Origin of the sequence: Sphingopyxis indica (assembly GCF_032879645.1) — a bacterium.
Taxonomy (GTDB): domain Bacteria; phylum Pseudomonadota; class Alphaproteobacteria; order Sphingomonadales; family Sphingomonadaceae; genus Sphingopyxis; species Sphingopyxis indica.
In genome coordinates, this window is sequence record NZ_CP076394.1 from 3,778,746 (window position 1) to 3,801,355 (window position 22,610).

Below are 22,610 nucleotides of genomic sequence, written 5' to 3' on the forward strand. Positions count from 1 at the left end.
TCTCCCGCAAACGACCCCATTTTGTCGCAAAAATCAGGAATTTCGCGACAAATTGATCGCGCCCCGGAATGCGAAGCCCCGCTGTCGGCCATTGTCTGAAGTTCCTCACGGGCAGGCGCTTGATACTTTACTAAGCATTTCCTCCAATTTCTGAATGCGTCTGCTCAAAGACGGTTGGCCAACGCCAATAGCCTCTGCCGCTTTGCGAATGCTACCTGCCTCGCAGACAGACAGAAAACACTGCAAGTCAGATATACAAAGAGGTATGCCAGAACTCGGTTCCCCTGCACCTAATTTAAGGCGTCGAGACACGATGCAATCCCGCAACAAATACTAACTCCACCCCGTTGCTGCACGACTGGGGAGGGTGGCAGGACGCGACGACTCTAGCTAGGAGATGCGCCACGTCACCGGAGCGAGTGGCGCGCGCTCTGAGTTTCGCTGCCACGATCAAACGACCCCGAGGATGACCAAGGCCAGCACCACTTGGACGACCCACCCAAGGGCGAAGGTCAATGTCCGAGCGACCGGGATACCCAGCGTGTAGACGACAAAGTGCGCCAGACGGGCGAAGAAGTAGAGCATGCTGAGTGTGATCGTGAGGCTGGAGGACAAATTCAGGGCGACGACTCCCAACACCAGAGCCGCGAAGATCGGAAAGTTTTCCATCGCGTTTTGATGGGCCGCCGTCGCGCGCTGCGCCCAGTCCGACAAGGGCTTATGCTCAGGGTTCGGATTTCCCAGCGATGCTGGTATCCCGATTACGGCAAAGCGGTTCAAGACATAGACCATCCAAAACAGGGCGGTCATGAGGCCAGTTGCGGCCATCCAGTGGATTTCAGTCATTATTGTTTCCTTTCGATGACGAGATCAGCCTGAAATGCGGGTCGCTCTAGCAACCCGCTTTCAGGGCGGCGTGTTATTCGGCCGATCAGGTGAGATGCCCCAAGTGGCCCCGCTTGGCCCAGATGCGACAGCCTGACGGGGATTGGATGGGCAATTCTTCCCCAGCCGGGAACCGCAGCCATGTGCCCGCGCCGCATAGGGTGTCGCCGTAAAGCAGCTCCCCTTCGATGACGAAAATCTCTTCGCCGGAAAGATCGCCGCGGTCAGCCCAATTGGTTCCTGGCGCAAGCCTCTCTGAAACGACCGTCTCGGACGCATCCCGATGGAGCTGCGCGCGGGTCAGACCGTCCGTTCCGGTTGGCTCATATGCGAGGTCATCAATATGCTTGTGGACGGTCTGGCGATCATCTTCTTGGAACTGGCGCAGCTTCACAAAAATTGTGCATCCATCCTTCGTGAAGGGCGCGTGCTTGCTGCCCGGAGGGTTGCGCACGTAACACCCGGTGCGGAAATCTCCGTCGCCATCAGAAAACACGCCTTCAAGAACCAGATATTCTTCGCCCATGTCATGGGTGTGTTCCGGAAACGCACTTCCCGGCGCATAGCGGACCACCGAGCTTGCCCGGGCAACTTCGGCCCCGTCGCGTTCCAGAAAACGGCGGTCAACCCCGGCTGTCGGAGAAGGCGACCACTCTTGTTCAGCAGAATGAACGATGGCCGGTTGAGAAAGATCAGTGTTTACACTCTCTGGTACACTGTACGTCATGATGAAGTCCTCAGAATTTCTCAGTCGCAGGGCGCATGTCGAATTCATGTGTCCAGGCTTTGGGGGATTGATTGACCAGCTGCAGATAGGCCGTCGCGATCGCGTCAGCGTCGAGACAATCTTCTTCCTTGATGTTGAAGCGTTCCTGGGCTTGGGGTCCCCAGATGATGCCATCGAGCACGGAATGCACGACGTGAATCCCTTGCGGGCCAAATTCGCGGGCAAGGGACTGTGCCAGGCCACGCAGCGCGAACTTCGCTGATGCGAAGGCTGCAAAGCGCGGATTGCCTTTGAGAGCCGCTGTTGCGCCGGTGAAGATCACTGTGCCGCTACCTGCAGAAACCATGCCGGGCAGCACGGCCCGCGCCGTGATCATTGCACCGAAGCAGGTCGACACCCAAGACGCCTGGAACTCCTCTGGTGTCAGTTCCAGAAAGGGTTTCGGGATGAGCTGCATCGCGTTGTAGATCAGCACCGTTGCAGGGCCATCCTGCCCGTCAATCAGCTCAATCGCCTTTTCGACACGCGCCTGATCGCTCAAGTCGCAAGGCAGGTGGGTGTAAGACGCGCCGAGGTCTTCTCCCTCAAGGCTGCTTTTCCGGGATAGGCCGTACACGTTGTAGCCATCCGCGATCAGCGTCTTTGCAATCGCTGCTCCAAAGCCCGGCGCCATACCGGCAATGATCGCAGATTTCTTTTGTTGTGAATCGTTCATGTTATTTCTCCTTGATCAGTTTCAGGCCTTGGCGCTCGGACGTTCAGAGACGCGCGCGTGCCACGCCGCGAGACGCGTGCAGTCAGCCGGGATCGAAATGCCAAACAGACCCGCAAAATCGACACCGCAGAGCGCCGTAATGTCGGCAAAGGTGAACGTGTCGCCAGCGACGAAGTCCCGTCCCTCCAGCTCTTGGTCCAACCAGCGCATGGTCTCTTCAACGCGAGGTTTGTTCGCCTCGCCCCATTCTTTATTGCGATAGCGATCCGCCTCGCCCAAACCGTCAGTGGCGTGATGGAAAAAGGTCGTGGCCGCCCCGATCAGGCCTTCTTCGACCCGCCGTTGCCACATCGCGACCAAAGCCTGGTCTTTCGGTGTTTTGCCAAGCAAAGACGGCTCAGGCTGCGTAGCCTCGAAGTAACGGGCAATCGCAACAGCCTCAGATATGACCGCGCCGTCGTCGAGCTCGAGGCAGGGTACGGCTTTGAGCGGATTGAGCTTGGTGAAGTCCTCACTGTACTGCTCGCCTTTGAACATACATTCCCCAAGTGGCATGCCGTCTGACGTGAGTTTCGCCTGAATCCGACCGCAGGACAATCATTTTCCGTCCCGAGCGGCGTCGTCGGGCGCGCAAGGCGCTGAGACAGGGCAGATCGGCCCGCGAAGCCGCCGTGTTGTGCCCTGGTGGCGGTGTTTTTCAGCGCAGCGGACAGACCCATCCTGCCGTTTTCGTTCAGTTTGGGCGTGGATGGCGGTCATGCGCATAGCGGAGGCGCTCGCAATCGGCGGATGGCGGCGAGGATGGCGCGGACCATCGGACCGGTGACGGCCACCTCGGCCAGCTGGAAGGTGATGGCGCGGGCATGGCGGACGACACGTGCCCCGATCTTGATCAGCTTCAGTTGCAGGCTGGTCAACGACCAGTCGGCCATCGTCTCGGGCAACTCGATGCAGCGCAAGAAGATGGCCAGGTTGTAGGCCAGCGCATGCAGTTGCAGTCGCACCTCATTGTCGCGGAACTTCCGGCATGACAGCCGCGTCCAGTGGAAGGCATATTTACCTTCCTTGATGTGCTGCTCGGCGGTGCCGCGCTGGTTATAGAACCGCACCACCCAGTCGGGCTCCATCGGCAGGTTGGTGACGATGAAGCCGACACGCGGGAACAGTTCGCCCGGATGCCATTCGATCTTGGCGATCACCCGGCGTTCCTTGTCCCAGGATGCCGCCTGATACTCGAAGTCTTCGTAGAAGCGCTTGACCTTGGTCAGCGAAGGTCGCCCGACAGGGCGCGTCAGCCGATGCGCGATCTTCTCGCGCAGGACGTTGTTCGCAGGCAGCCGGATGGCGTAGAAGAATCGGGCTTCTTCCAGCCGCTCATAGATCGCGGGGATCGCGTAGGCGGCGTCAGCCCGGAAGAACCGGCCGCAAAGGTCGCGCTCCGCGTAGCGGGCGATGACGGGGTCGAGAACGTCCCGCCAGCCATCGGCGCTGTGGACGTTGCCATGGCGCAAGGCGCAGCGCTCCAGCATGCCGAACTGGTTGAACAAAAAGTTCGGGTGATAGCAGGTGCAGTCGAAATGCCCGTTCCAGGCCGCGCCCTCCTGATCGCCATGGGTGGGGCTGACCGAACTGTCCATGTCCAGAACGATGTACTTCAGCCCGTTACGGTCATGGAACCGGTCGATCCATTGGCCATTCAGGTCGGCCAGCGCGGCACGGTTCTCGGGCTGTGCCAGTGTCTCGGTCTCGAACCGTCCCATCTGCGAGGCCGAGGCCGCTTGCGCATCGACAGCCCTTCCACCCACGACCTGGCGCATCACCGGATCGAGGGCCAGGCGGTCGGCGTCGTTCACATCCTCGTATCCGGCCAGTCGCCCGAACACCGATTGCCGGAACAACCCGTCAAGCCGGTGGACCGTGTTCTTGCCGCGCCGGGTGTCGCGCAATGCTTTTGCCGCCAGATCGGACAGCCCGAGCGCGTCATCCAGCTCGCGCATCACCAGCAGGCCGCCGTCGGAACTGAGCTGCGCACCTCGGAACTCCACATGCACCCGGCGGTCGAACTCGACCCGATCTGCCCGCTTCGAACCCGCACCCTCTGGGTGATCCATCAAACGCGCCCCTCACGGCCATCAACACCATGATTTATATCGGAAATATTGAGATCCTGACAGCAAAATCAGCGATTTACTTGGGGAATGTGGGTACTAACTTGTCTGTAAAGTTTGGCTACTCTCACTGAATGGTGCTATCATGCCTGCCGCCCACTCGAACCGCTGGGTTCTTCTGGTGACCGTCGCCGCCGGTCTCCTGCTTATCGTTCTGGACAATTCGGTCCTCTACACGGCCCTGCCTACCCTGACGCGCGAGCTTGGCGCGACGGCAACGCAAGGGTTGTGGATCATCAACGCATACCCCCTCGTCATGGCCGGCCTGCTGCTCGGCACCGGGACGCTGGGTGACAGGATCGGTCACCGGCGCATGTTCCTCATCGGCCTCGTGCTGTTCGGTGTCGCGTCGATTGTGGCGGCCTATTCGCCTACAGCGGAAATCCTGATCGGGGCGCGGGCCTTTCTGGCGGTCGGCGCGGCGGCGATGATGCCCGCGACACTCGCCCTCATCCGCGTCACCTTCGAGGATGACCGGGAACGCAACATCGCCATTGCGATCTGGGGGTCGTTGTCGGTCGTCGGCGCTGCGCTCGGACCGATCATCGGCGGTTTTCTGCTCGGCCATTTCTGGTGGGGGTCGGTGTTCCTCATCAATGTGCCGGTAGTGGTCGCTGCCTTCATTTCGGCGCTGATCGTTGCGCCGAAGGTGGCCGGCGATGCGACCAAGCCTTGGGACGTGGTGTCGTCGTTTCAGGCATTGGTGGCGCTGTCGGCTTTTGTGATCGCGATCAAGGAATCTGCCCATGCCGGGCAGTCGTGGGCCGTCCCCGCTATTTCGCTGCTGGTTGCCATCCTCGCCGGAGCGCTGTTCGTCCGCCGGCAACTGCGCCTGCCGTTCCCGCTGCTCGACTTCTCGATCTTCCGCAATGCCGCGTTCACATCGGGCGTTCTAGCGGCCGCGTTCTCCCTGTTCGCCATCGGCGGTGTTCAGCTTGCTACGACGCAACGCTTCCAGCTCGTTGCGGGCTTCACGCCGCTGGAAGCCGGGATGCTGGTTTCGGCGGAGGCGCTCGGATCATTGCCGACTGCGCTGCTCGGTGGTGCATTCCTGCATCGTATTGGCCTACGTATCCTTATAGCTGGCGGGCTTGCGGCGGGATCGCTGGCGGTCCTGCTTGCGACATGGGGCATCACTCATGGCCTTGGCTGGCTGATCGCCGGTCTGGCGCTGACCGGTGCCGGCGTAGGTGCAACAATGTCGGTGGCATCAACGGCTATTGTGGGCAATGTGCCTGTGCATCGCGCCGGCATGGCGTCGTCGGTCGAGGAAGTGTCCTACGAGTTTGGCAGTCTGTTCGCTGTCACAATTCTCGGAAGTCTTTTGGCCTACCTCTATACGGTCAACGTCGTGTTCCCCGCCGGAACCTCGGAAGCGGCCCGCGACAGCATGGCGTCGGCGCTGGTCTTTGCCAACGAGGCGGGGGCCGATGGTGTTGTCGTGCGTCAAGCGGCAGGAATCGCATTCGACCACGCCTATACGGTCGTCATGTACGTGGCGGCGGGTGTTCTGGCCGTGGGTGCCCTGATCACCGGCATCCTGTTGCGGCGCTACGGTCCCGGCTCGCAATCGTCAGCCTATCCCACACAACACTAAGGAAGCCGACATGGCGAGAGCCAGCAAGCGCCTCGAAGTGCTTGAAGCCATTGTGAGCATCATCGAGCGTGACGGCCTCACCGCCGTCACCCTCACCGCCGTCACCCTCGACGCCGTAGCGCTCGAAACCGGCATGACACGCGCCGGCCTTCTGTATCATTTCCCGTCGCGCGAAGCCCTGATCCTCGCCACCCATGAGCATCTGACTCGCTCATGGGAACAGGAGCTGGAAGCGAGCGCCGGCAACACCTCGGACAGGGCGACAGACGCCGAACGACACGCCGCCTACATCAACACCTGCGCAAGAGCTGCCCGGCGGGTCGAACTGCTGCTCATGCTGGAAAGCTCCGACAATCGGCAGCTTGGCGATCTGTGGCAACAGGTCATCGACCGCTGGGCACCTCCTGCGCCGATTGGAAACGACGCTGCCGAGTTGGACAGGTTCATTTCGCGCCTTGCCGCCGATGGGCTGTGGATTCACGAGGCGCTGTCGTCGCGCCCGCTCCCCGAGCAACTGCGCAAGCGTATCGCGGCGCGCCTCGTCGCGATGGCCGCCGGACCTGTTGAGGCGGAAGAAAACCTCCCGAAATAACTGGTGTCCCCCCACAACCCTACTGCGCCGGTGCTGCCGGCGCTTTCACGGTGATGGTGCATTGCTGATCTGAACCGGCCGTGCGCGCGGCCTCGGCGCATTGCCCGATCGCCTCGGCATTGTCGCGCACGAGCTGCGAGGAATCGGCCACGCCGCGCCAGCTTCGGGGATCGGCCACCCGCATCATGGTGACGCCGGCGTTCCATCGGTCCTGACCTATGACGGTCGCCGCAACATGGGTGTCGGCCGAGAAGGGCAGGAAACGCGGCAACAGCAAAATCAGGAATATGCCGACGAACAGCCCGACAAGGCCGGCCATCCATATGCGGAAATCCTGACTTTTCCGGTCGTAGGCGCTTTTCGTATGAGCGGCGAGGTTCCGGCCGGCGCGCTCGAGGTCGGACGCCTGCCGCTCGAGCTGCTGCGCGGCGGTGCGTATCAGGGCCTCGCCGCTGCGCTCGAGGAGCGCCGCATAGTGTGTCGCACCCTGCCGGAGAATAGGCGATTGCTCTACGCCGTGCAGCCGCTCCGCAACATTGTCGAGCGCCTGCACGAGCTGGGCGAGCTGGGGCTTGTAGTCCTGCGCCGGCTCGATCTTTTCGAGCTGGTCGAAAGCCGCTTCCAGCCCGCGCCGCATCACGGTCATTTCCGCGCCGATCTGCGCGCCCTGCGTCTCGATCGTGCGCCGGAGCGCGTCGAACGCGGCGGCCGGGTCGCCGGCGTCCTCGTCCAGTGCTTCCGGCTCGATTCCTTCCCTGTCGTCGTCCAGCTCCGCCATATTCTCCGTGCCTACCTTCCCAAACCGATGCCCCGGCTAAGTTGCCGGCTGCGTGACATTTCCTCTTGCAGCTCGTGGGCGATGCTCTGCCCCCGGCGCTGCTGCTGCCCGATTCCGAGTTCCTGACGGCGATTGCGCAGGATGGAATCTACCTGCGGGTCACGCTCAAGGCTCTTGGTCATGCCGTTCATCTGGCTTTCGACCTTGGCGCGGGCATCGTCGTGCTGCCAGCCGCGAAGCTCCCGGCGCTGGCCCTGTAGCTCCTGCCAGCGTTCAACGAACCGCTCGGCCCTGATATTCGGGTCTTGCAGCGCCGCGTTTTCGCGCTTCATCCCGTCGATAACCTGCGCGACACGCTCCCGGCCGGAAAGCTCGGTCATGGCGCGCACCGTCGCCGGGTCGTTTTGCAACGTCGAGCGCAGCAAATCTTTCATGCCGCCCTGCACCTGGTCGAGCTGCCGGCCGGCATCGCCTATTTCCTGCCGCTGCATGTCGAGGACCGGCAAGCCCTCGCGCCGGTGCTGGTCGATCGACTGATAGGCCCGCGAATAGCGGTCAACGGCGGCCTCAAGCGGCGACTGCCCCCGCGCCCGCTCGGCCAGCCGGTCGGGCGCAGGCGCCTGCCGCAAGCTCCCTTCCCTTTCCGGCCGCTCTGTGCGCTCCTGTGAGGGGGCAGGACGCGCATTGAGCTTGAGGCCGGCGAACATACCGCGCCGCTGCTTCTCGGCCTGCTGCGGCCGTTTCTGGTCGATCTGCGGGCCGTCCGCGCCGGCGCGGTCTGGCTCGCGGCTCTCGGGCGCGGCGCGGCGGCCGAGTTTCAGGCCCTCGAACGGCCGTTGGCGCTGCTGTCGATCGCCGGCGAGATCCTCGCGCGGATCTGCACGAAGATCCTGCGCGAGATCCGCGCGAACTTTTTGCGAGGATCTCCGATCAAGGGCATGATCCCCGGCCGTCGACTCCCGTTCCGCACGTAGCCCGGTGCGCTCGGCCGGAATCTCGATCTCGCTGCGGACGCCCATTTGCTCCGCGATCCCGCGCCGCTCGGCAAAGTCGCGGGTATAGTCGAGCGTCGTTTCCTTCACGCCCGACCGCGACAGGCGGCGCTCTAGCTGGCTATAGGCCAGCTCGCCGGCGTCCTGAACCTTCCATGTGTTGCGGTGCGTCTGCGTCCCATCCGGCAAGGTGACGGGGGTGGAACCCTCATGCTGTAGGCCGATCTTCTCCCCGATCTCGGGCGCGGCCTCCTTCATGGCGCGCTCAAGATCGACGCCCCATAGGGTGCGCTGCTCGCCCTTGTCGTTTTCCAGCGTCACGAAATAGCTGTCGGACTTCTGCGGGTCATGCTCATAGGGCGCGGCCCCATGCTCGACCAGCCGGCCGGCATTGGTGAACTCGTCCTGTGCCGCGTAGAGCTGCACCCCGTCACGATGCCGGGTCATGGCGACATAGGTTAGATGCCGGTCCATCGTCCCCGACGCCATCACATAGGCGCGGTCCACCGTCGCCCCCTGATTTTTGTGAATCGTCGTCGCATAGCCGTGGTCGATCGCCTGATAATCGCCCATCGGCACGGAAACACTATCGCCGCCCCGGCCGTCGAGCGTGGCAATGATGCGGCCCGGCTCGACATGATCGACCGTGCCTAGCATCCCGTTTTTCACGCCAAGGTCGCGGTTGTTCTCCAAGAACACGATGCGGTCGCCGGGCGCGAACTCCCGCTTGCCGTCATTGGTCTGGAAGGTCAGCGCGCCGGCGTCCTCGCCCTGCGCCAGCTCGCCCCGGTCCTGTAGCTCGGCCCGGATCGCGTCGTTGATGGCGCGAACATCGGCCCGGCGATGCGCCATCGCTACGCGGGTGCCGTCCGGGCGCTCGTCGCGATCGGCAAGGTAGTCGCGCACGATCTGGCCCCGCGCGTCCTCGCCGGTTTCGGCAAAGCTGATATTGCCGCGATCCCGATAGGCCGCCAGCCCCTCGGCCGTCCGGTGCGTGGCGAAGTCAACCGACGCCTCCCGCTGCCAGTCCACGCGCTGCCGGCGAATCTCGGACAGCTCGGCATGGCCGATTTCCTCCGTGATCGCCCTAAACGGTGCGCCCGCCCCGATCGCCTGCAACTGCTCATGGTCGCCTACAAGGACGATCTTCGCCCCGCGCGCCTCGGCCTCGCCAACGAAGCGGGCGAGCTGGCGGCTCCCGACCATGCCCGCCTCGTCGATCACGAACACGTCGCCGCGGCCGAGTGTGCCGCGGTCGTTCTCCCAACCGCGGGACCATGACGCGAGGGTGCGGCTCTGGATGCCGGAAGATTCCTCCAAGCCCTCGGCCGCCTTGCCCGACAGCGCCGCGCCGTGGACCTGATAGCCCTCGGCCTCCCACGCCTCGCGCGCGGCCGCGAGCATGGTGGACTTGCCAGCGCCGGCATAACCGACAACGGCCGCGATCCTCTCCGGCCCGGTGATATGCTCGATCGCCCGGCGCTGCTCGTCCGACAGCCGGGCGGAAGCATCGCCGGCGCTGCGCTGAATGGCGGCGTCCTGCCGATCTATCGCCCGCTCGACATGCCGGCGATCGACGCCATGACCATGCGCGCCGTGCATCCGCTGCGCGCTCTCGATCATGCCGGATTCGATCTCGACCATTTCCCGCGTCGAATACCGCGCAAGCTCGATCTCGCCCGTTGCCGGGTCCGCGCGCTCGGGCTGCAACTCGACCAGCGCCGGCGAGGCCATCACCTTCGCAAAGGCGCTCTGGAACTCCTGCGGGTCGTCGTTGATGTAGCGATGCAGCGCCCGCGCAACGTCGTGCCGGTCGAACACGCTCTTTTCGCCGGTGATGAGGGTTAGAACCTGCTCGGGCTTCTCTCGGATCAGCTCGGCATTGCGCCGGGCCGCTTCCTCGTCCAGCCGCGACCGCGACACGTCGAGGCCGCGCCGCTCCATCTGCGTGGCATGGACGCCCATATGCTCGGTCGGCGCGATCTCTAGCCCGCGCTCCATGTGCGAACGATGGTCAATGCGAATATCTAGCCCGGCCATCGCAAGGCGCTCGTTGGCGATCCCCTCCCACCTCTGGCGAAGGTCGCGGAGCTGCATATCGGTCGTCGGCAGGTCGTGCGCCAACAGCCATTTGTTTTCGCGCTCAAGATAGGTCTTGTCGCCTAACCCGCCCTCCGTCACCTGCCGCGTGGTCATAAGCAAATGGGCATGGTGATTGCGAACGTCGCTCGCCTCGTGCGGCGCATGAATGGCGAAGTCCACGGCCGCGCCGTAGCGGTCGGCCAGCTCCTGCGCCATCTCCCGCGCCGCCTCTAGCCGCTGCTCGGCCGAAAGCTCATGCGGCAAGGCAATCTCGAACTCCCGCGCAACGCGAGCGTCCTTCCGCTTCTCGGCAAATTCGGCGGCGTTCCACAAGTCCGACCGATCCCGCGCCCAATCGGCGTTCACGCCTTCCGGCAAGACGATCTCGGCATGTTCAACACCCTGCTTGGCCGTGTAGTCGTGCGTGATCCCGTCGCGCTCGTTGGTCAGCTTCTCCCCGGCACGATAAGCCATTGAGGCGACGGCGCTACGGCCACCCGCCCGCGAAACTGGCTTCATGCTGAAATGGTAGATTGCCAACCCGTTGCCTCGATCCCGTTTCCGCCTTTCCCGCCAGCCTCCAAGCTGGCGGCGCGCTGAGTTACGCAGTAACTCGTAAGTGCGCCCTTCTCAACTCAATCGCTACGCTCTTTCGCTGATCGGTGTGGCGCTCGCGGCAAGGTCGATGCAATGAACTGAGGCCGGAATTGTGCTGCAAAACCGCTGAAAACTCAAGCGCAACAGGCAAACGCTGGAAAAGACGGTCGGGAATGATAGTCTAGGCGAACAACCGGAAAAGGAGATTTGAGGAATGGCGCGCAAAACGATCGAACAACGCTTGGCCGAACTGGATGCGCAGCGCGCCACGCTCAAGGCCCGTCTGTCGAAGCAGGAACGCGCCAACGACACGCGCCGCAAGGTGCTGCTCGGCGCGCTCGTCCTGCATCGCCTCGAACACGGCAAGGATGAAGAATTTTCCCGGCGCTTGGGCGAATGGCTCAAGCGTGAGCTGCCCGACTTCCTGACGCGCCCCGGTGACAAGGAACTGTTTGCCGACCTGATCGACAACGCGCCGGCCGGGGAGACGACAGGCAGCGCCGGGGGGACGGCCGCATGAGTCAGGCGAGACTTGCATGGGGTGCGTTCAAGAACATGGTGCGGCAGGCCGCGCGTGATCCGCTATGGGCGTTCGTCGCTCTGCTCGCCGCACCTTTCCGCATCTGGAAACCGCTTCTCGGGCTTCTGTTCCTCCTTGTTATCGTCCTGTTCGTCGTCGGCTTCGGCGGCCGCTTCGCTCTCGAACAAATCGGCTTTCGCGTCGGCTCGGTTCCGGTTCTCCTGCTCGATCTCGTCACGCTGCTGGTGCTGCTGGCGCTCGCCTTCCGCTTCCTCACCAATCCGCTGATTATCCATTTCGGGGATATGGACGGCGAAACCCACGGCTCGGCCCGCTTCGCCACCGACAAGGAAACCGCCGCCCTCGCCCGCGCCGATTCCGGCCTGCTGATCGGCCGCGACGGCAAGACCGGAAAGCTCCTGCGCTATGACGGCCCGGCCCATCTGCTGACGATGGCACCGACGCGCACCGGCAAAGGGGTGGGAACCATCATCCCCAACCTGCTCACCGCCGACCGCTCCGTGATCTGCATCGACCCCAAGGGCGAAAATGCCAAGATCGCCGGCCGCGCCCGCCAGCAATTCGGCCCGGTCCATGTCCTCGACCCCTTCGGCGTCACCGGCCAGCCCTCGGCCGCCTTCAATCCCCTCGACCAGCTCGACCCGGCCGGCCTCGATGTCGCGGAAGATGCAAGCACCTTGGCCGACGCCCTCGTGTTCGATGAACCGGGCATGGCCGGCGAAGCGCATTGGAACGAGGAAGCCAAGGCGCTCATTGCCGGCCTGATCCTCCATATTGCCGCCAGCGCGCCGCGCGACAGGCGGAACCTCGCCACCCTGCGCGAATATCTCACCCTCGCCCCTGAAGCCTTCGCGGCGCTCCTGAAGGACATGCAGGCATCAACGGCCGCCTCCGGCCTGATCGCCCGCGCTGCAAACCGCCACCTCGGCAAATCCGACCGCGAGGCGGCCGGCGTCCTCTCGGCCGCGCAGCGCCATACCCATTTCCTCGACAGCCCGCGCATGGTCGCCGTCCTCGACCGATCCGATTTCGGCTTTGCCGATCTCAAGCGCCGCAACGTCTCGGTGTTCCTCGTCCTGCCGCCCGATCGGCTCGCCACCTATTCCCGCTGGCTGCGCCTGCTCGTCGCGCAAAGCCTCACCGACATGGCCCGCGATCCCGCCAAGCCGGCCGTGCCGGTCCTCTATCTGCTCGATGAGTTCGCCGCCCTCGGCCATCTGGCCCCTGTGCATTATTCGGACACAGATTCACGGTAGCCGCGTAACGATCAGGAACGATTGGCCAGTTTGAGCGGCATTAGCCCATCGGCGTCGAGTTCGATTCCATCTGACCAGACATAGTCGCCGGTGAGATTGATCCGGTCCCAGCCCAACGGAGAAAGTTGCGAAATCAGAGTGGGATCGAGTTTTGTCCCGCGCTTTTCCAGTTCGGCTAAGGCGCGACCGAGATAGCGGCAGTTGAAAAGAATGATGGCGGCAGTGACAAGATTGAGGGCGGCGGCTCGCATTTGCTGGTTTTCCAGGCCACGATCGCGAAAGCGTCCGAGCCGGTGAAACGCTACCGCGCGCGCTAGGCTGTTGCGTGCTTCGCCCTTGTTGAGTTCACCGGTGACGAGCTGGCGAAGCGCCGGGTCCTGAAACCATCGCAGCGTGAACAGCGTGCGCTCGATGCGTCCGACCTCACGCAGTGCGGCGGCAAGACTATTCTGTTGCCGGTAGGCCCCATCGGAAGGTTTCTTCGTAGAACCACGCTAAGGTGAGAACGGCGGAGCAATATTCGACCACGGTAGCGGCGGGATAGTCCTGCTGCGGGCGGCGTAAAAGTCGTCCACCTTGAAGCCTTTCTGCCGAGTCAGGGAGGTGTGGGGATCTACAGCGTGGAACTTTATCTTCAGGTCCGTCTGGCTTGCGCGGATGGCATGAGCCAACGGGCGGCGGCGAAGCGTTTCAATGTGTCGCGCGATACGGTACGCAAGATGCTGTCGTTTTCATCGCCGCCGGGTTACCGGCGCCAGTCCGTACCGCAGCGCCCGAAGCTGGACGGGTTTGTGGCGATCATTGATGGATGGCTTGAGGGTGACCGCAGTGTCCCGCGCAAGCAACGCCATACGGCGAAGCGGGTATTCGACCGTTTGCGCACCGAGCATGGTTTCACCGGCGGCTATACGATCATCAAGGATTACATCCGGGAGCGCGAACAGCGCAGCCGGGAGATGTTCGTGCCGCTGGCGCACCCTGCGGGAGATGCGCAGGCCGATTTCGGGGAAGCGCTGGTGGAGATCGGCGGGGTGGAGCAGAAGGCCTACTTCTTCGCGCTCGATCTGCCGCACAGTGATGCCTGCTATGTGCGGGCCTATCCGGCGGCGGTGGCGGAGGCCTGGGTGGACGGACACGTGCATGCCTTCGCGTTTTTCGGCGCGGTACCGCGCTCGATCGTCTATGACAACGATCGCTGCCTTGTGGCGAAGATCCTGCCCGACGGCACGCGGCAGCGTGCAACATTGTTCAGCGCTTTCCTGTCACATTACGTGATCCGCGACCGCTATGCTCGCCCGGGCAAGGGGAACGAGAAGGGCAATGTGGAGGGGCTGGTAGGCTATTGCCGGCGCAACTTCATGGTGCCGATCCCGAAGTTCCCGACCTGGGAGGCGTTCAACCTGTGGCTGGAGGAGCAATGCCGCGAGCGCCAGCAGGACAAGGTGCGCGGGCAGAGCGAGACGATCGGTGAGCGGCTGCAGCGCGATCTTGCCGCCATGCAGCCTCTGCCCGCTACACCCTTCGAGGCCTGCGATCAGAAAGGCGGGCGGGTCTCCTCGCAATCCCTGGTGCGCTACAGGACCAACGATTATTCGGTTCCGGTGGCCTGGGGCCATCAGGAGGTCTGGATCAGGGCCTATGTCGATGAGGTGGTGATCGGCTGCCGCAGCGAAGTCATCGCCCGTCATCCTCGTTGCTATGCCCGCGAGGAGGTTGTCTTCGACCCGCTCCATTATCTCCCGCTGATCGAGCAGAAGATCAACGCATTCGACCAGGCTGCGCCTTTGCAGGGCTGGGACCTGCCCGAAGCGTTCACGACACTGCAGCGGTTGATGGAAGGGCGCATGCACAAACATGGCAAGCGCGAATATGTGCAGGTACTGCGCCTGCTGGAAACGTTCACCCTCGCCGATCTCCAGGCGGCGGTCGAACAGGCCATCGATCTTGGCGCCATCGGCTTCGATGCCGTCAAGCACCTCGTCCTGTGCCGGATCGAACGCGTACCGCCCAGGCTGGACCTGGACGTCTATCCCTTCCTGCCACGCACCACGGTCGAGAAGACCTTTGCCAGAGCCTATCTGAGCCTGCTCTCCGACCGGCAGGAGGCCGCATGAGCGATCAGGCCCCGGAGATCCTTCTCGCTCACCATCTCAAGGCGCTCAAGCTGCCTACGTGCCTGCGTGAGCATCACAAGCTCGCGCGGCAATGTGCCGCTGAAGGCGTCGATCATATCCGCTTCCTCGCCCGCCTCGTCGAGATGGAAATGATCGACAGGGAGCGTCGCATGGTCGAGCGGCGCATCAAGGCCGCGCGCTTCCCCGCCGTCAAAAGCCTCGACAGCTTCGACTTCGCCGCCATCCCCAGGCTCAACAAGATGCAGGTGCTCGAGATGGCGCGCTGCGAGTGGATCGAGCGGCGTGAGAACGCCATCGCTCTGGGGCCATCAGGCACCGGAAAGACGCACGTAGCGTTGGGGCTCGGACTGGCAGCATGCCAGAAAGGACTGTCGGTGGGCTTCACCACCGCGGCAGCGCTGGTCAGCGAAATGATGGAGGCCCGCGACGAGCGCCGTCTTCTGCGCTTCCAGAAGCAGATGGCCGGATACAAGCTGCTCATCATCGACGAACTGGGCTTTGTGCCGCTCTCCAAGACCGGCGCCGAACTGTTGTTCGAGCTGATCTCCCAGCGTTACGAACGCGGCTCCACCTTCATCACCAGCAACCTGCCCTTCGACGAATGGACCGAAACCTTCGGATCTGAGCGTCTCACAGGCGCGCTCCTCGATCGCCTGACCCATCACGTCAGCATCCTCGAGATGAACGGCGAAAGCTATCGCCTCGCGCACAGCCGGGCCCGCAAGGCCAAAACCAGACCCTGAAAATTACACCAATGCCGGGGGGAGTGGCCCTCGGGCTACGCCCTCACGCCACTACCCCCGGCATGTAACACGATGGCCTGGTTTTACGCCGCCGAATGGCCGACTTTTGCTCCGCCGTTGACACACGCGCCGCAGCCTGCCATCAGGTTCTAAAGCGCAGCGAGCGTTCCTGCTCGCATGGCTGATGCGGTCTGTTTCGGCCGTCAAAACCATTGAGGAGATAAAGGATGAAAAAGATAAGTGTACTGGCGCTAGGGGAGACTGTCTTCACTAAACTGGATAGCCGGACGTTTTTGCCAGCCATGGAAGGCGTGGGCGCGGCGCCGGTTGTGGGCGACTTTACGAAGGGTGCGCATGGCACACTCATTCGTCTTGATGCCGGTGTCCGGCTTCCGCTCCATCATTACACCGCTCCGCTAACAGGGATTGTGATCAGTGGCGCAGTGGCGCACCCGGTCCCTGGAAACGCAAAGACCAACGATACGCTTGGCCCGGGGGATGTCTTTTCCTTCGCGAAAGACGAGCCCCACGAGACGAACAATATGAGTGATGACGAGCCCGCGCTGTTCTTCATCTTCCAGGATTCGCCTTGGGTGTTTGAGCTGGACTGAGCGCAAAACCCAAGGGCGCGGACGCCGGCAGCTTGGGCCTGATCTTCATGGTCCATGGCCAGGCGATACACAGCTGCGCTCCTGGGGCTGATGAAATCAACCGTAGGATATGGAGCTACTAATGAGACTTACAAAGTAAGCGGTGCTCTGCTCCCACCTTTTGTGCATAGCTCTGATCTGAGATTCTGCGTTTTTTGTGGATCTGGGATTGGAGTTTATCCATGGAGCGCTCAGCGGAGTTTATCACAGATATAGATCTGCTTAGTCCCAAGGGGCATCGTCGCTGGCCGGATGCGCTTAAGGCTCGGATTGTTGCCGAGACGCTGGTGCCTGGCTCGAGCGTTGGATCGGTTGCGCGGCGGTATGACTTGCGTGCGAACCACCTGTCGGCATGGCGAGCGATGGCGCGGGCGGGCAAGCTGGTTTTACCCGCATTGGCCGAAGGTCCCGGGACCGAATATCCCGAGTTTGCACCTGTGGTTATGCGCGAGGAGATTGATAGCGATCCGGCGTCACCTGTGAGCGGCATGCTGGATATCCTGTGTGGTGGCGTTACGGTGCGATTGGACGCGGCCACCCCGGCGCGGCGGATCGCAGAGATTGCACATGCTCTGGGCGCAGATTCATGATCTTCCCCACCAACAGGGTACGGATTGTTGTCGCGACGAAGCCGGTAGACTTCCGTAAAGGCCATGATGGGCTGGCGGCACTGGTGAAGAACGAGCTGCACAAGGATCCGTTCACGGGCACGGTGTTTGTGTTCCGGTCGAAGCGAGCAGACCGGCTGAAGCTACTCTTCTGGGATGGGACGGGTCTTGTGATGGCCTACAAGCGGCTGGAGGAACATAGCTTCACCTGGCCTGATATCAGGGACGGCCTGATGAGCTTGAGCCATGCGCAGTTCGAGGCGCTGTTTGCGGGGCTTGATTGGCGGCGGGTTCGGGCGTTGTCGGTGCGGGTACCTATGGCGGTTGAATGACTGCGACACGATGAATCAGAGCCCTCTTTGGCGGAGCAGAAACAGGCCGGATTTGCTATGGTTTTGCCATGCAGAATACGGTCGATCTTCCCGATGATATTGATGCGTTGAAGGCCATGATTTTGGCCTCGCAGGCTGAGGTGCTGGATCGGGACGCGCTTCTTGAACATAAGAATGCGCTCATTGAACGTAAGGAAGACTGCATCCAGAGGCTCGAGAAGCTGGTTGCCGACTTCAAGCGAGCCCTGTTCGGCGCGCGTTCCGAGAAGGTCGATCGGGAACAATATGAGCTGTCGCTGGAAGATATCGAGACGGCCATGGCGGCGGTCCATGCCGAGGATGAGGCGCTTGACCCGTCCAGGTCACGCCCGGCCAAGACCCGGAATGCCAATCGCGGTTCGTTGCCAAAACATCTGCCGCGCGTCGAGGAAGTGATCGAACCAGAGGCCTCGATCTGCGGCTGTGGTGGTGATCTTCATTGCATTGGTGAGGACGTGTCCGAACGGTTGGATGTCATCCCGGCCCAGTTCCGCGTCATCGTGACCCGCCGTCCCAAATATGCGTGTCGCTCTTGCGAGGGCCGTATTGTTCAGGCTCCAGCGCGAGCGCGGTTGATCGAAGGGGGGCTTCCGACCGAGGCCACGGTCGCGCATGTGCTGGTCAGCAAATATGCCGACCACCTGCCGCTTTATAGACAGGCGCAGATATACAGCCGTCAGGGTATTGATCTTGATCGCTCGACGCTGGCTTCCTGGGTCGGCAAGGCGGCTTACGAGCTGAAGCCTGTGTTTGACGCGCTCACCTCTGATCTGAAGCGATCGACAAAACTGTTCATGGATGAGACGCGGGCGCCGGTGCTGGACCCGGGGCGCGGAAAAACCAAAACGGGTTACTTCTGGGCACTGGCGCGTGATGACCGGCCCTGGGGCGGTGAGGATCCGCCCGGTGTTGCCTTCACCTATGCGCCGGGGCGATCGGGCCGATATGCTGATGACATCCTCAGCGGCTTTACCGGCATCCTGCAGGTCGATGGCTATGCGGGTTACAATCGATTGTTGAAGCGCAGCGAGCAACCGATCCAGCTCGCCTATTGCTGGGCCCATGCGCGGCGCAAGCTCTATGAGGTTGCGCAAAATGCAACCGCGCCGATTGCCGAGGAAGGGCTCCGCCGCATTGCGGCCCTCTATCAAATTGAAAAGGACATCGCAGGCTTGAGCGTTGAGGCCCGTCTGGCAGCACGACAGGCTCGATCAAAACCACTGATCGCCGACATGGAAACATGGCTCGCCCATCACCGTGCCCGCGTCTCATCCAAGGCGCCGCTTGGTGAGGCGCTCAAATATATTACCAAATACTGGGACGGGCTCTGCATGTTCCTGACCGACGGGCGCGTCGAGATGGACAACAACAGCGTCGAGCGCAGCATCCGGCCAATAGCCATCAATCGGAAGAACGCACTTTTTGCAGGACACGACGCCGGAGCAGAAAACTGGGCGACCATCGCATCACTCGTTGAGACCTGCAAACTCAACGACGTCGATCCACAGGCCTGGCTCACTGACGTCCTCATCAGGATCGTCAATGGCCACAAGCAAAGCATGATCAACGACCTGCTCCCTTGGAATTATCCCGTCAAGGTGTGACCGAAACATCGCTTACCTTACAAAATCAATTCTGTTTGCTGTGATCGCCTTGATTGTTCATGCGATCGCGCCGATTGCCATGGCGGAACAATCGAAAGAGAAACCGCAGATCTCTCAAACGGAGATCTTCGCCATCTACGATCAGGTGAACGGTTTCGACATTGAAACAGCCGCTCTCGGCGCCGTTAAAGGTCAGGACACCCAAGTGCGCGAGCTCGCTGTGATGGTTCTGCGCGATCATTCCGCTGTTCGTCAGTGGGCGCGAGACATCGCTGCCGCCGAAGGCGCCGAATACAAAGTGGACGCTAAGAGCGAGGGCGCCGTCGGCCATAATGAGGCCATGGCGAAGCTAAAGTCTCTTTCCGGCACAGAGTTCGATCAAGCCTATCTCGCTCATGAGCGGGTATTTCATACAAACGCAATCGCGGCGATCAGAACGGCACTGCTTCCGGCATCGACAAGTGAGACGTTCAAGGCACATTTGGAGGCTGTGTTGCCCGGCTTTGAACATCATCTGGCGGAGACCATTCGAGTTGAAAGGGGTGACTACACGAAAGTGACGTATCTGCACGGAAAGGGCGAACGGATAGCGAACGTCACGCGGCAAGTAGGGAGTTGACGGCGCGCAGCGGTCGCAAGGCGTCCGGATCGGGTTGATCTTCAACATTCCAGCTATAGTCACCGGTCAGCGAGATATGCTCCCAGCCCAATGGCGCGATGTGGCGTGCGATTTCGTCGGCTGTGCCGATGTCCGCCAGCGCCATTTCGAGATAGCGAGTGTTCCACAAGATGATGGCGGCGACGAGCAGGTTGAGGCCGGAGGCGCGATAGGTCTGGTTCTCGAACCGACGATCGCGCAGTTCGCCGAGCTGGTTGAAGAAGAGCGCGCGGGCGAGCGCGTTGCGGGCTTCGCCTTTGTTGAGGCCCGCCTGGGTGCGCCGGCGCAGGTCGATGTCGCGCAGCCAGTCGAGCATGAAAATGGAGCGTTCGAGGCGGCCCAGCTCGCGTAGTGCGAGGGCCAGTCCGTTCTGTCGCGGATAGGCGGACAAGCGGCGCAGCATTGCCGAAGCAGTGACGGTGCCGGTGCGGATCGACGTGGCGAACCGCAGCAGTTCGTCCCAATGCGCCGCGACATGACCCAATGCGATCGGTTCGGCCGTCATGCCGGCAAGCAAGGGGCCGGATTCTTGGCCGGGAAGGAGGTGTAAACGACGCTCCTTGATGTCGCGCAGGCGCGGCGCGAAGCGGTAGCCGAAGAAGGGCATGAGGCCGAACACATGGTCCGATGCCCCGCCCGTATCGGTGTAGTGCTCCTCGATCGTCAGGCCGGTCTGGTGATACAGCAAGCCATCCAGCACATAGGGCGCTTCGCCAGCGGTCGCCGCGATCACCCGACTTGCGAAGGGGTCATATCGATCCGAGACATGGGTGTAGAAGGCAACGCCTGGTTCGTTGCCGCTGCGCGCGTTGATGTCGCCGATCGCGGCCCCACGGCCCCCGGCATGAAATTGCTGTCCGTCGCTCGACGAAGTGGTGCCGTCTCCCCACAGCGCGGCGAGCGGCATGGCGCGATGGGCGTCGATCAGCCTTCCCAACGCTTCGCCATAGGCGGCTTCGCTGATGTGCCAGTCGTGAAGATGGGCGAGCTGACGCAGACTTGCGCCCCGGCAGGTTTCCGCCATGCGTGTGAGGCCGAGATTGATGCCATCGGCGAGGATGACCGTGAGCAGCGCATTGCGATCGTCGGCTTCCCGGCCCGAACGACGATGGATGAAGCATTCGCTGAACCCGGTCCAGGCATCGACCTCCAGCAGAAGATCGGTGATCTTCACGCGCGGCAGTCGATCATAGGCGGCGCGACGGGCAATCTCGGTGGCGGGCGGTGTTGCCGCCTTCAGCGGCGAGATGATGAGACCGTTTTCGTCAAGCTTAACCTGGGGCAGCTCCCCTTGCCGTGCAAGGACCGTTACCTGCTCGATCGCCGTGTCGAGCCTGGTGCGCCGTTCCTCGATATGGCGCTCGAAATCCGTTTCGATGGCGAGCGGCAACGGCCCCTTCTCGCGCAGCGCCGCAAAGGTCGCCGGCGGTATGAGATAGCTGTCGAAATCGCGAAACTGCCGGCTTCCCGCGACCCATATATCCCCGGCTCGCAACCGCTCGCGTAGTTGCGACAAGGCGCATAGTTCATAAGCGGCACGATCAACGATGCCATCCCGCAGGACGAACGGGCGCCATGCGGGCGGCACAAAGCGTAGCGGCACGCGATCAGGCAAGCGCCGTTTGCCGGTCCGATATAGCTCCGCGATGATGGCCAGCGCTGACAGGAGCCCCTGAACCGCGCCGGCGCCGCGAAACTCGAAGGCGTTGAGAAAAGCGCCGACAAAGAGCTTCACCGTCCGATGCCGCTCGATCAATTCGGCGGTGCGATCGACGGTTTCCGGTCGCCCGAGCACTTCGGCCTGCTCGACGGCCACGGCGAAGTGCTGCCAGTCCAGCGCCTCGATCTGCGCCAGAGAATCCACGCCCTTGCTGCGCGCGTCGATGAGGAGGCGGCAAGACCCCGTGAGCGTCCGGAGGTGGCCTTGCAACTCGCGCACCGTCTTGAGGGCTTTGTCGCGGGTCCGGTTCTCGGCGCGGCGCGCCATGCTGCCCAACAGCTTGTCGAACATCGTCAGGGTGGCGTCGGTCAGGCTTTCCTCAAGCCGGATGCCGGTTGCCGCCAGCGTCGCATGGCGGCGCAGGGCATTGAGTTCGCCAAGGTGCTGGGGTGTGATGCGGCTGCCTTCGTCCGCCAGCCTGTCAAAAGTCAAAGCCGGGATCATGTCGGCACGGGCGCGATCGAGGCCCAGCGCGCGGATATAGGCGAGCCGTTCGATCAGGCGCAGGATGTTGCGCGCTGCCGGCGATTGTGGCGCATTGCGCATCCAGGATAGCCATGTCGCGACCTGCCCCGGTCGTCGGGCCAGCAAATCGTCCAGGCCCTGAAGGGTGTCAGGCAGCAGGCCATTCGTGAGCACTTCATAGGTAAGCTGTTCGGCTTGCTGGCGCGCCCGCCGCAGCACCGCTTCGAGAATCGACGGAGAAGGCAGGAGGATCTGCAGGCGCCGGAGTTCATCGACGATGACGTCTGCCATCTGGCCGGGGTGTATGATGGTCTGCGCGATTGGGACCGAGAAGGCGACAACTTCACGGAAAGCGTTGCGGTCAAAAATCCTGAACCCGTGCGATCGTCGGATTTCGACGAGATGCTCGCGACGGGTCTGGTCCCGATGGGCATAATCCGCGAAGGCTGCCGGCGCGACGCCGAGTTGCTGCGCCACATAGGCGAGCACAGGAGCGGGCGGGACTTCGCCCGCTTCCAGCGCACGGCCAGGCCATCTCATATATAGCATGAGCATCGCATAGCCGAGCCGGGTGGCATCGCCGCGACGGCGGCCGACAATTTCCAGGTCGTCGCTGGTCAGCGTATAATGACGCGCGATCTCGCGCTCATCGAGCGGCGCGCCATAATGCCTCGCCCAGATTTCCAGGCTCACCAGTCGCCGTCTCGCCAAGCATCATCTCCTTCG

Annotated in this window: 21 protein-coding genes and 1 pseudogene; 11 read left to right on the forward strand and 11 right to left on the reverse strand. The window is 62.5% G+C overall.

Going from position 1 to position 22,610, the window contains the following annotated elements; all coding sequences use genetic code 11:
- Positions 1 to 105 precede the first annotated feature (105 nt).
- The 6 genes from KNJ79_RS22540 to KNJ79_RS17795 all read right to left on the reverse strand — a co-directional run bounded on the left by KNJ79_RS22540 (position 106) and on the right by KNJ79_RS17795 (position 4,438).
- Positions 106 to 312 (reverse strand): helix-turn-helix domain-containing protein, encoded by a 207-nt coding sequence (locus tag KNJ79_RS22540; protein WP_084511097.1) that lies wholly within the window; start codon positions 310 to 312, stop codon positions 106 to 108.
- Between the two features lie 138 nt (positions 313 to 450).
- The gene (locus KNJ79_RS17775) at positions 451 to 846 is read right to left on the reverse strand and encodes an MAPEG family protein (RefSeq protein ID WP_020820344.1); all 396 of its coding nucleotides are present in this window, start codon (positions 844 to 846) and stop codon (positions 451 to 453) included.
- An 85-nt stretch (positions 847 to 931) separates the two neighbouring features.
- Entirely contained in the window at positions 932 to 1,612 is a 681-nt protein-coding gene (locus KNJ79_RS17780) for a cupin domain-containing protein (RefSeq protein ID WP_084511095.1), read from the reverse strand.
- Between the two features lie 10 nt (positions 1,613 to 1,622).
- Positions 1,623 to 2,327, reverse strand: coding sequence for an SDR family NAD(P)-dependent oxidoreductase (locus KNJ79_RS17785; RefSeq protein ID WP_031286494.1), 705 nt, complete (start codon positions 2,325 to 2,327; stop codon positions 1,623 to 1,625).
- Positions 2,328 to 2,348: 21 nt separating this feature from the next.
- The gene (locus KNJ79_RS17790; RefSeq protein WP_020820341.1) at positions 2,349 to 2,864 is read right to left on the reverse strand and encodes a glutathione binding-like protein; all 516 of its coding nucleotides are present in this window, start codon (positions 2,862 to 2,864) and stop codon (positions 2,349 to 2,351) included.
- Positions 2,865 to 3,082: 218 nt separating this feature from the next.
- Positions 3,083 to 4,438 carry an IS1380-like element ISKpn23 family transposase gene (locus KNJ79_RS17795; RefSeq protein WP_003168745.1) on the reverse strand — a complete coding sequence of 452 codons (1,356 nt, stop codon included), beginning with the start codon at positions 4,436 to 4,438 and terminating at the stop codon, positions 3,083 to 3,085.
- Between the two features lie 178 nt (positions 4,439 to 4,616).
- On the opposite strand from KNJ79_RS17795, the gene KNJ79_RS17800 reads away from it, so the two are divergent.
- Both KNJ79_RS17800 and KNJ79_RS17805 read left to right on the forward strand, forming a co-directional pair.
- Positions 4,617 to 6,092, forward strand: coding sequence for an MFS transporter (locus KNJ79_RS17800; RefSeq protein ID WP_317152080.1), 1,476 nt, complete (start codon positions 4,617 to 4,619; stop codon positions 6,090 to 6,092).
- Positions 6,093 to 6,102: 10 nt separating this feature from the next.
- Entirely contained in the window at positions 6,103 to 6,684 is a 582-nt protein-coding gene (locus KNJ79_RS17805) for a TetR family transcriptional regulator (protein WP_020820338.1), read from the forward strand.
- 19 nt (positions 6,685 to 6,703) lie between these two features.
- Here KNJ79_RS17805 and KNJ79_RS17810 read toward each other — a convergent pair whose 3' ends face one another.
- Both KNJ79_RS17810 and traA read right to left on the reverse strand, forming a co-directional pair.
- The gene (locus tag KNJ79_RS17810) at positions 6,704 to 7,462 is read right to left on the reverse strand and encodes a DUF6118 family protein (RefSeq protein WP_006473465.1); all 759 of its coding nucleotides are present in this window, start codon (positions 7,460 to 7,462) and stop codon (positions 6,704 to 6,706) included.
- Between the two features lie 11 nt (positions 7,463 to 7,473).
- Positions 7,474 to 11,055 carry a Ti-type conjugative transfer relaxase TraA gene (gene traA / locus KNJ79_RS17815; protein WP_244910752.1) on the reverse strand — a complete coding sequence of 1,194 codons (3,582 nt, stop codon included), beginning with the start codon at positions 11,053 to 11,055 and terminating at the stop codon, positions 7,474 to 7,476.
- A gap of 292 nt (positions 11,056 to 11,347) precedes the next feature.
- Between traA and KNJ79_RS17820 the strand changes: the two genes are divergently transcribed.
- Positions 11,348 to 11,653 carry a hypothetical protein gene (locus tag KNJ79_RS17820; protein ID WP_020821017.1) on the forward strand — a complete coding sequence of 102 codons (306 nt, stop codon included), beginning with the start codon at positions 11,348 to 11,350 and terminating at the stop codon, positions 11,651 to 11,653.
- Between the two features lie 62 nt (positions 11,654 to 11,715).
- Here the strand turns inward: KNJ79_RS17820 and KNJ79_RS22570 are convergent, their stop codons facing one another.
- Positions 11,716 to 11,976, reverse strand: a complete 261-nt coding sequence (locus KNJ79_RS22570) for a hypothetical protein (RefSeq protein ID WP_449464862.1) — start codon at positions 11,974 to 11,976, stop codon at positions 11,716 to 11,718.
- On the opposite strand from KNJ79_RS22570, the gene KNJ79_RS17825 reads away from it, so the two are divergent.
- Positions 11,959 to 12,930, forward strand: coding sequence for a type IV secretory system conjugative DNA transfer family protein (locus tag KNJ79_RS17825; RefSeq protein ID WP_449464864.1), 972 nt, complete (start codon positions 11,959 to 11,961; stop codon positions 12,928 to 12,930). The two genes, KNJ79_RS22570 and KNJ79_RS17825, sit on opposite strands and share 18 nt — an antisense overlap.
- Before the next feature lie 11 nt (positions 12,931 to 12,941).
- Here KNJ79_RS17825 and KNJ79_RS17830 read toward each other — a convergent pair.
- Positions 12,942 to 13,397 (reverse strand): annotated as a pseudogene (locus KNJ79_RS17830) (Tn3 family transposase); the annotation flags it as partial.
- Between the two features lie 153 nt (positions 13,398 to 13,550).
- On the opposite strand from KNJ79_RS17830, the gene istA reads away from it, so the two are divergent.
- From istA to KNJ79_RS17865, 7 genes are all read left to right on the forward strand, one after another.
- Positions 13,551 to 15,044: an IS21 family transposase gene (gene istA / locus KNJ79_RS17835; protein ID WP_025160924.1), complete on the forward strand. Its 1,494-nt coding sequence runs from the start codon at positions 13,551 to 13,553 to the stop codon at positions 15,042 to 15,044.
- A complete protein-coding gene (istB, locus tag KNJ79_RS17840; RefSeq protein ID WP_007686288.1) occupies positions 15,041 to 15,808 on the forward strand; it encodes an IS21-like element ISSsp5 family helper ATPase IstB in 768 nt (255 codons plus the stop codon). Before istA ends, istB begins: the two co-directional genes overlap by 4 nt.
- Positions 15,809 to 16,035: 227 nt before the next feature.
- Positions 16,036 to 16,419 (forward strand): cupin domain-containing protein, encoded by a 384-nt coding sequence (locus tag KNJ79_RS17845; RefSeq protein ID WP_020817911.1) that lies wholly within the window; start codon positions 16,036 to 16,038, stop codon positions 16,417 to 16,419.
- Between the two features lie 221 nt (positions 16,420 to 16,640).
- Positions 16,641 to 17,048 carry a transposase gene (locus KNJ79_RS17850; protein ID WP_020817912.1) on the forward strand — a complete coding sequence of 136 codons (408 nt, stop codon included), beginning with the start codon at positions 16,641 to 16,643 and terminating at the stop codon, positions 17,046 to 17,048.
- On the forward strand, positions 17,045 to 17,398 hold the full coding sequence (gene tnpB / locus KNJ79_RS17855; protein WP_020817913.1) for an IS66 family insertion sequence element accessory protein TnpB: 354 nt from the start codon (positions 17,045 to 17,047) through the stop codon (positions 17,396 to 17,398). Before KNJ79_RS17850 ends, tnpB begins: the two co-directional genes overlap by 4 nt.
- 68 nt (positions 17,399 to 17,466) lie before the next feature.
- The gene (gene tnpC / locus KNJ79_RS17860; RefSeq protein WP_233345782.1) at positions 17,467 to 19,041 is read left to right on the forward strand and encodes an IS66 family transposase; all 1,575 of its coding nucleotides are present in this window, start codon (positions 17,467 to 17,469) and stop codon (positions 19,039 to 19,041) included.
- A gap of 40 nt (positions 19,042 to 19,081) precedes the next feature.
- Positions 19,082 to 19,660: a DUF4142 domain-containing protein gene (locus KNJ79_RS17865; protein WP_020817916.1), complete on the forward strand. Its 579-nt coding sequence runs from the start codon at positions 19,082 to 19,084 to the stop codon at positions 19,658 to 19,660.
- Here KNJ79_RS17865 and KNJ79_RS17870 read toward each other — a convergent pair.
- Positions 19,638 to 22,595 (reverse strand): Tn3 family transposase, encoded by a 2,958-nt coding sequence (locus KNJ79_RS17870; protein WP_031286087.1) that lies wholly within the window; start codon positions 22,593 to 22,595, stop codon positions 19,638 to 19,640. The two genes, KNJ79_RS17865 and KNJ79_RS17870, sit on opposite strands and share 23 nt — an antisense overlap.
- Between the last annotated feature and the right edge of the window lie 15 nt (positions 22,596 to 22,610).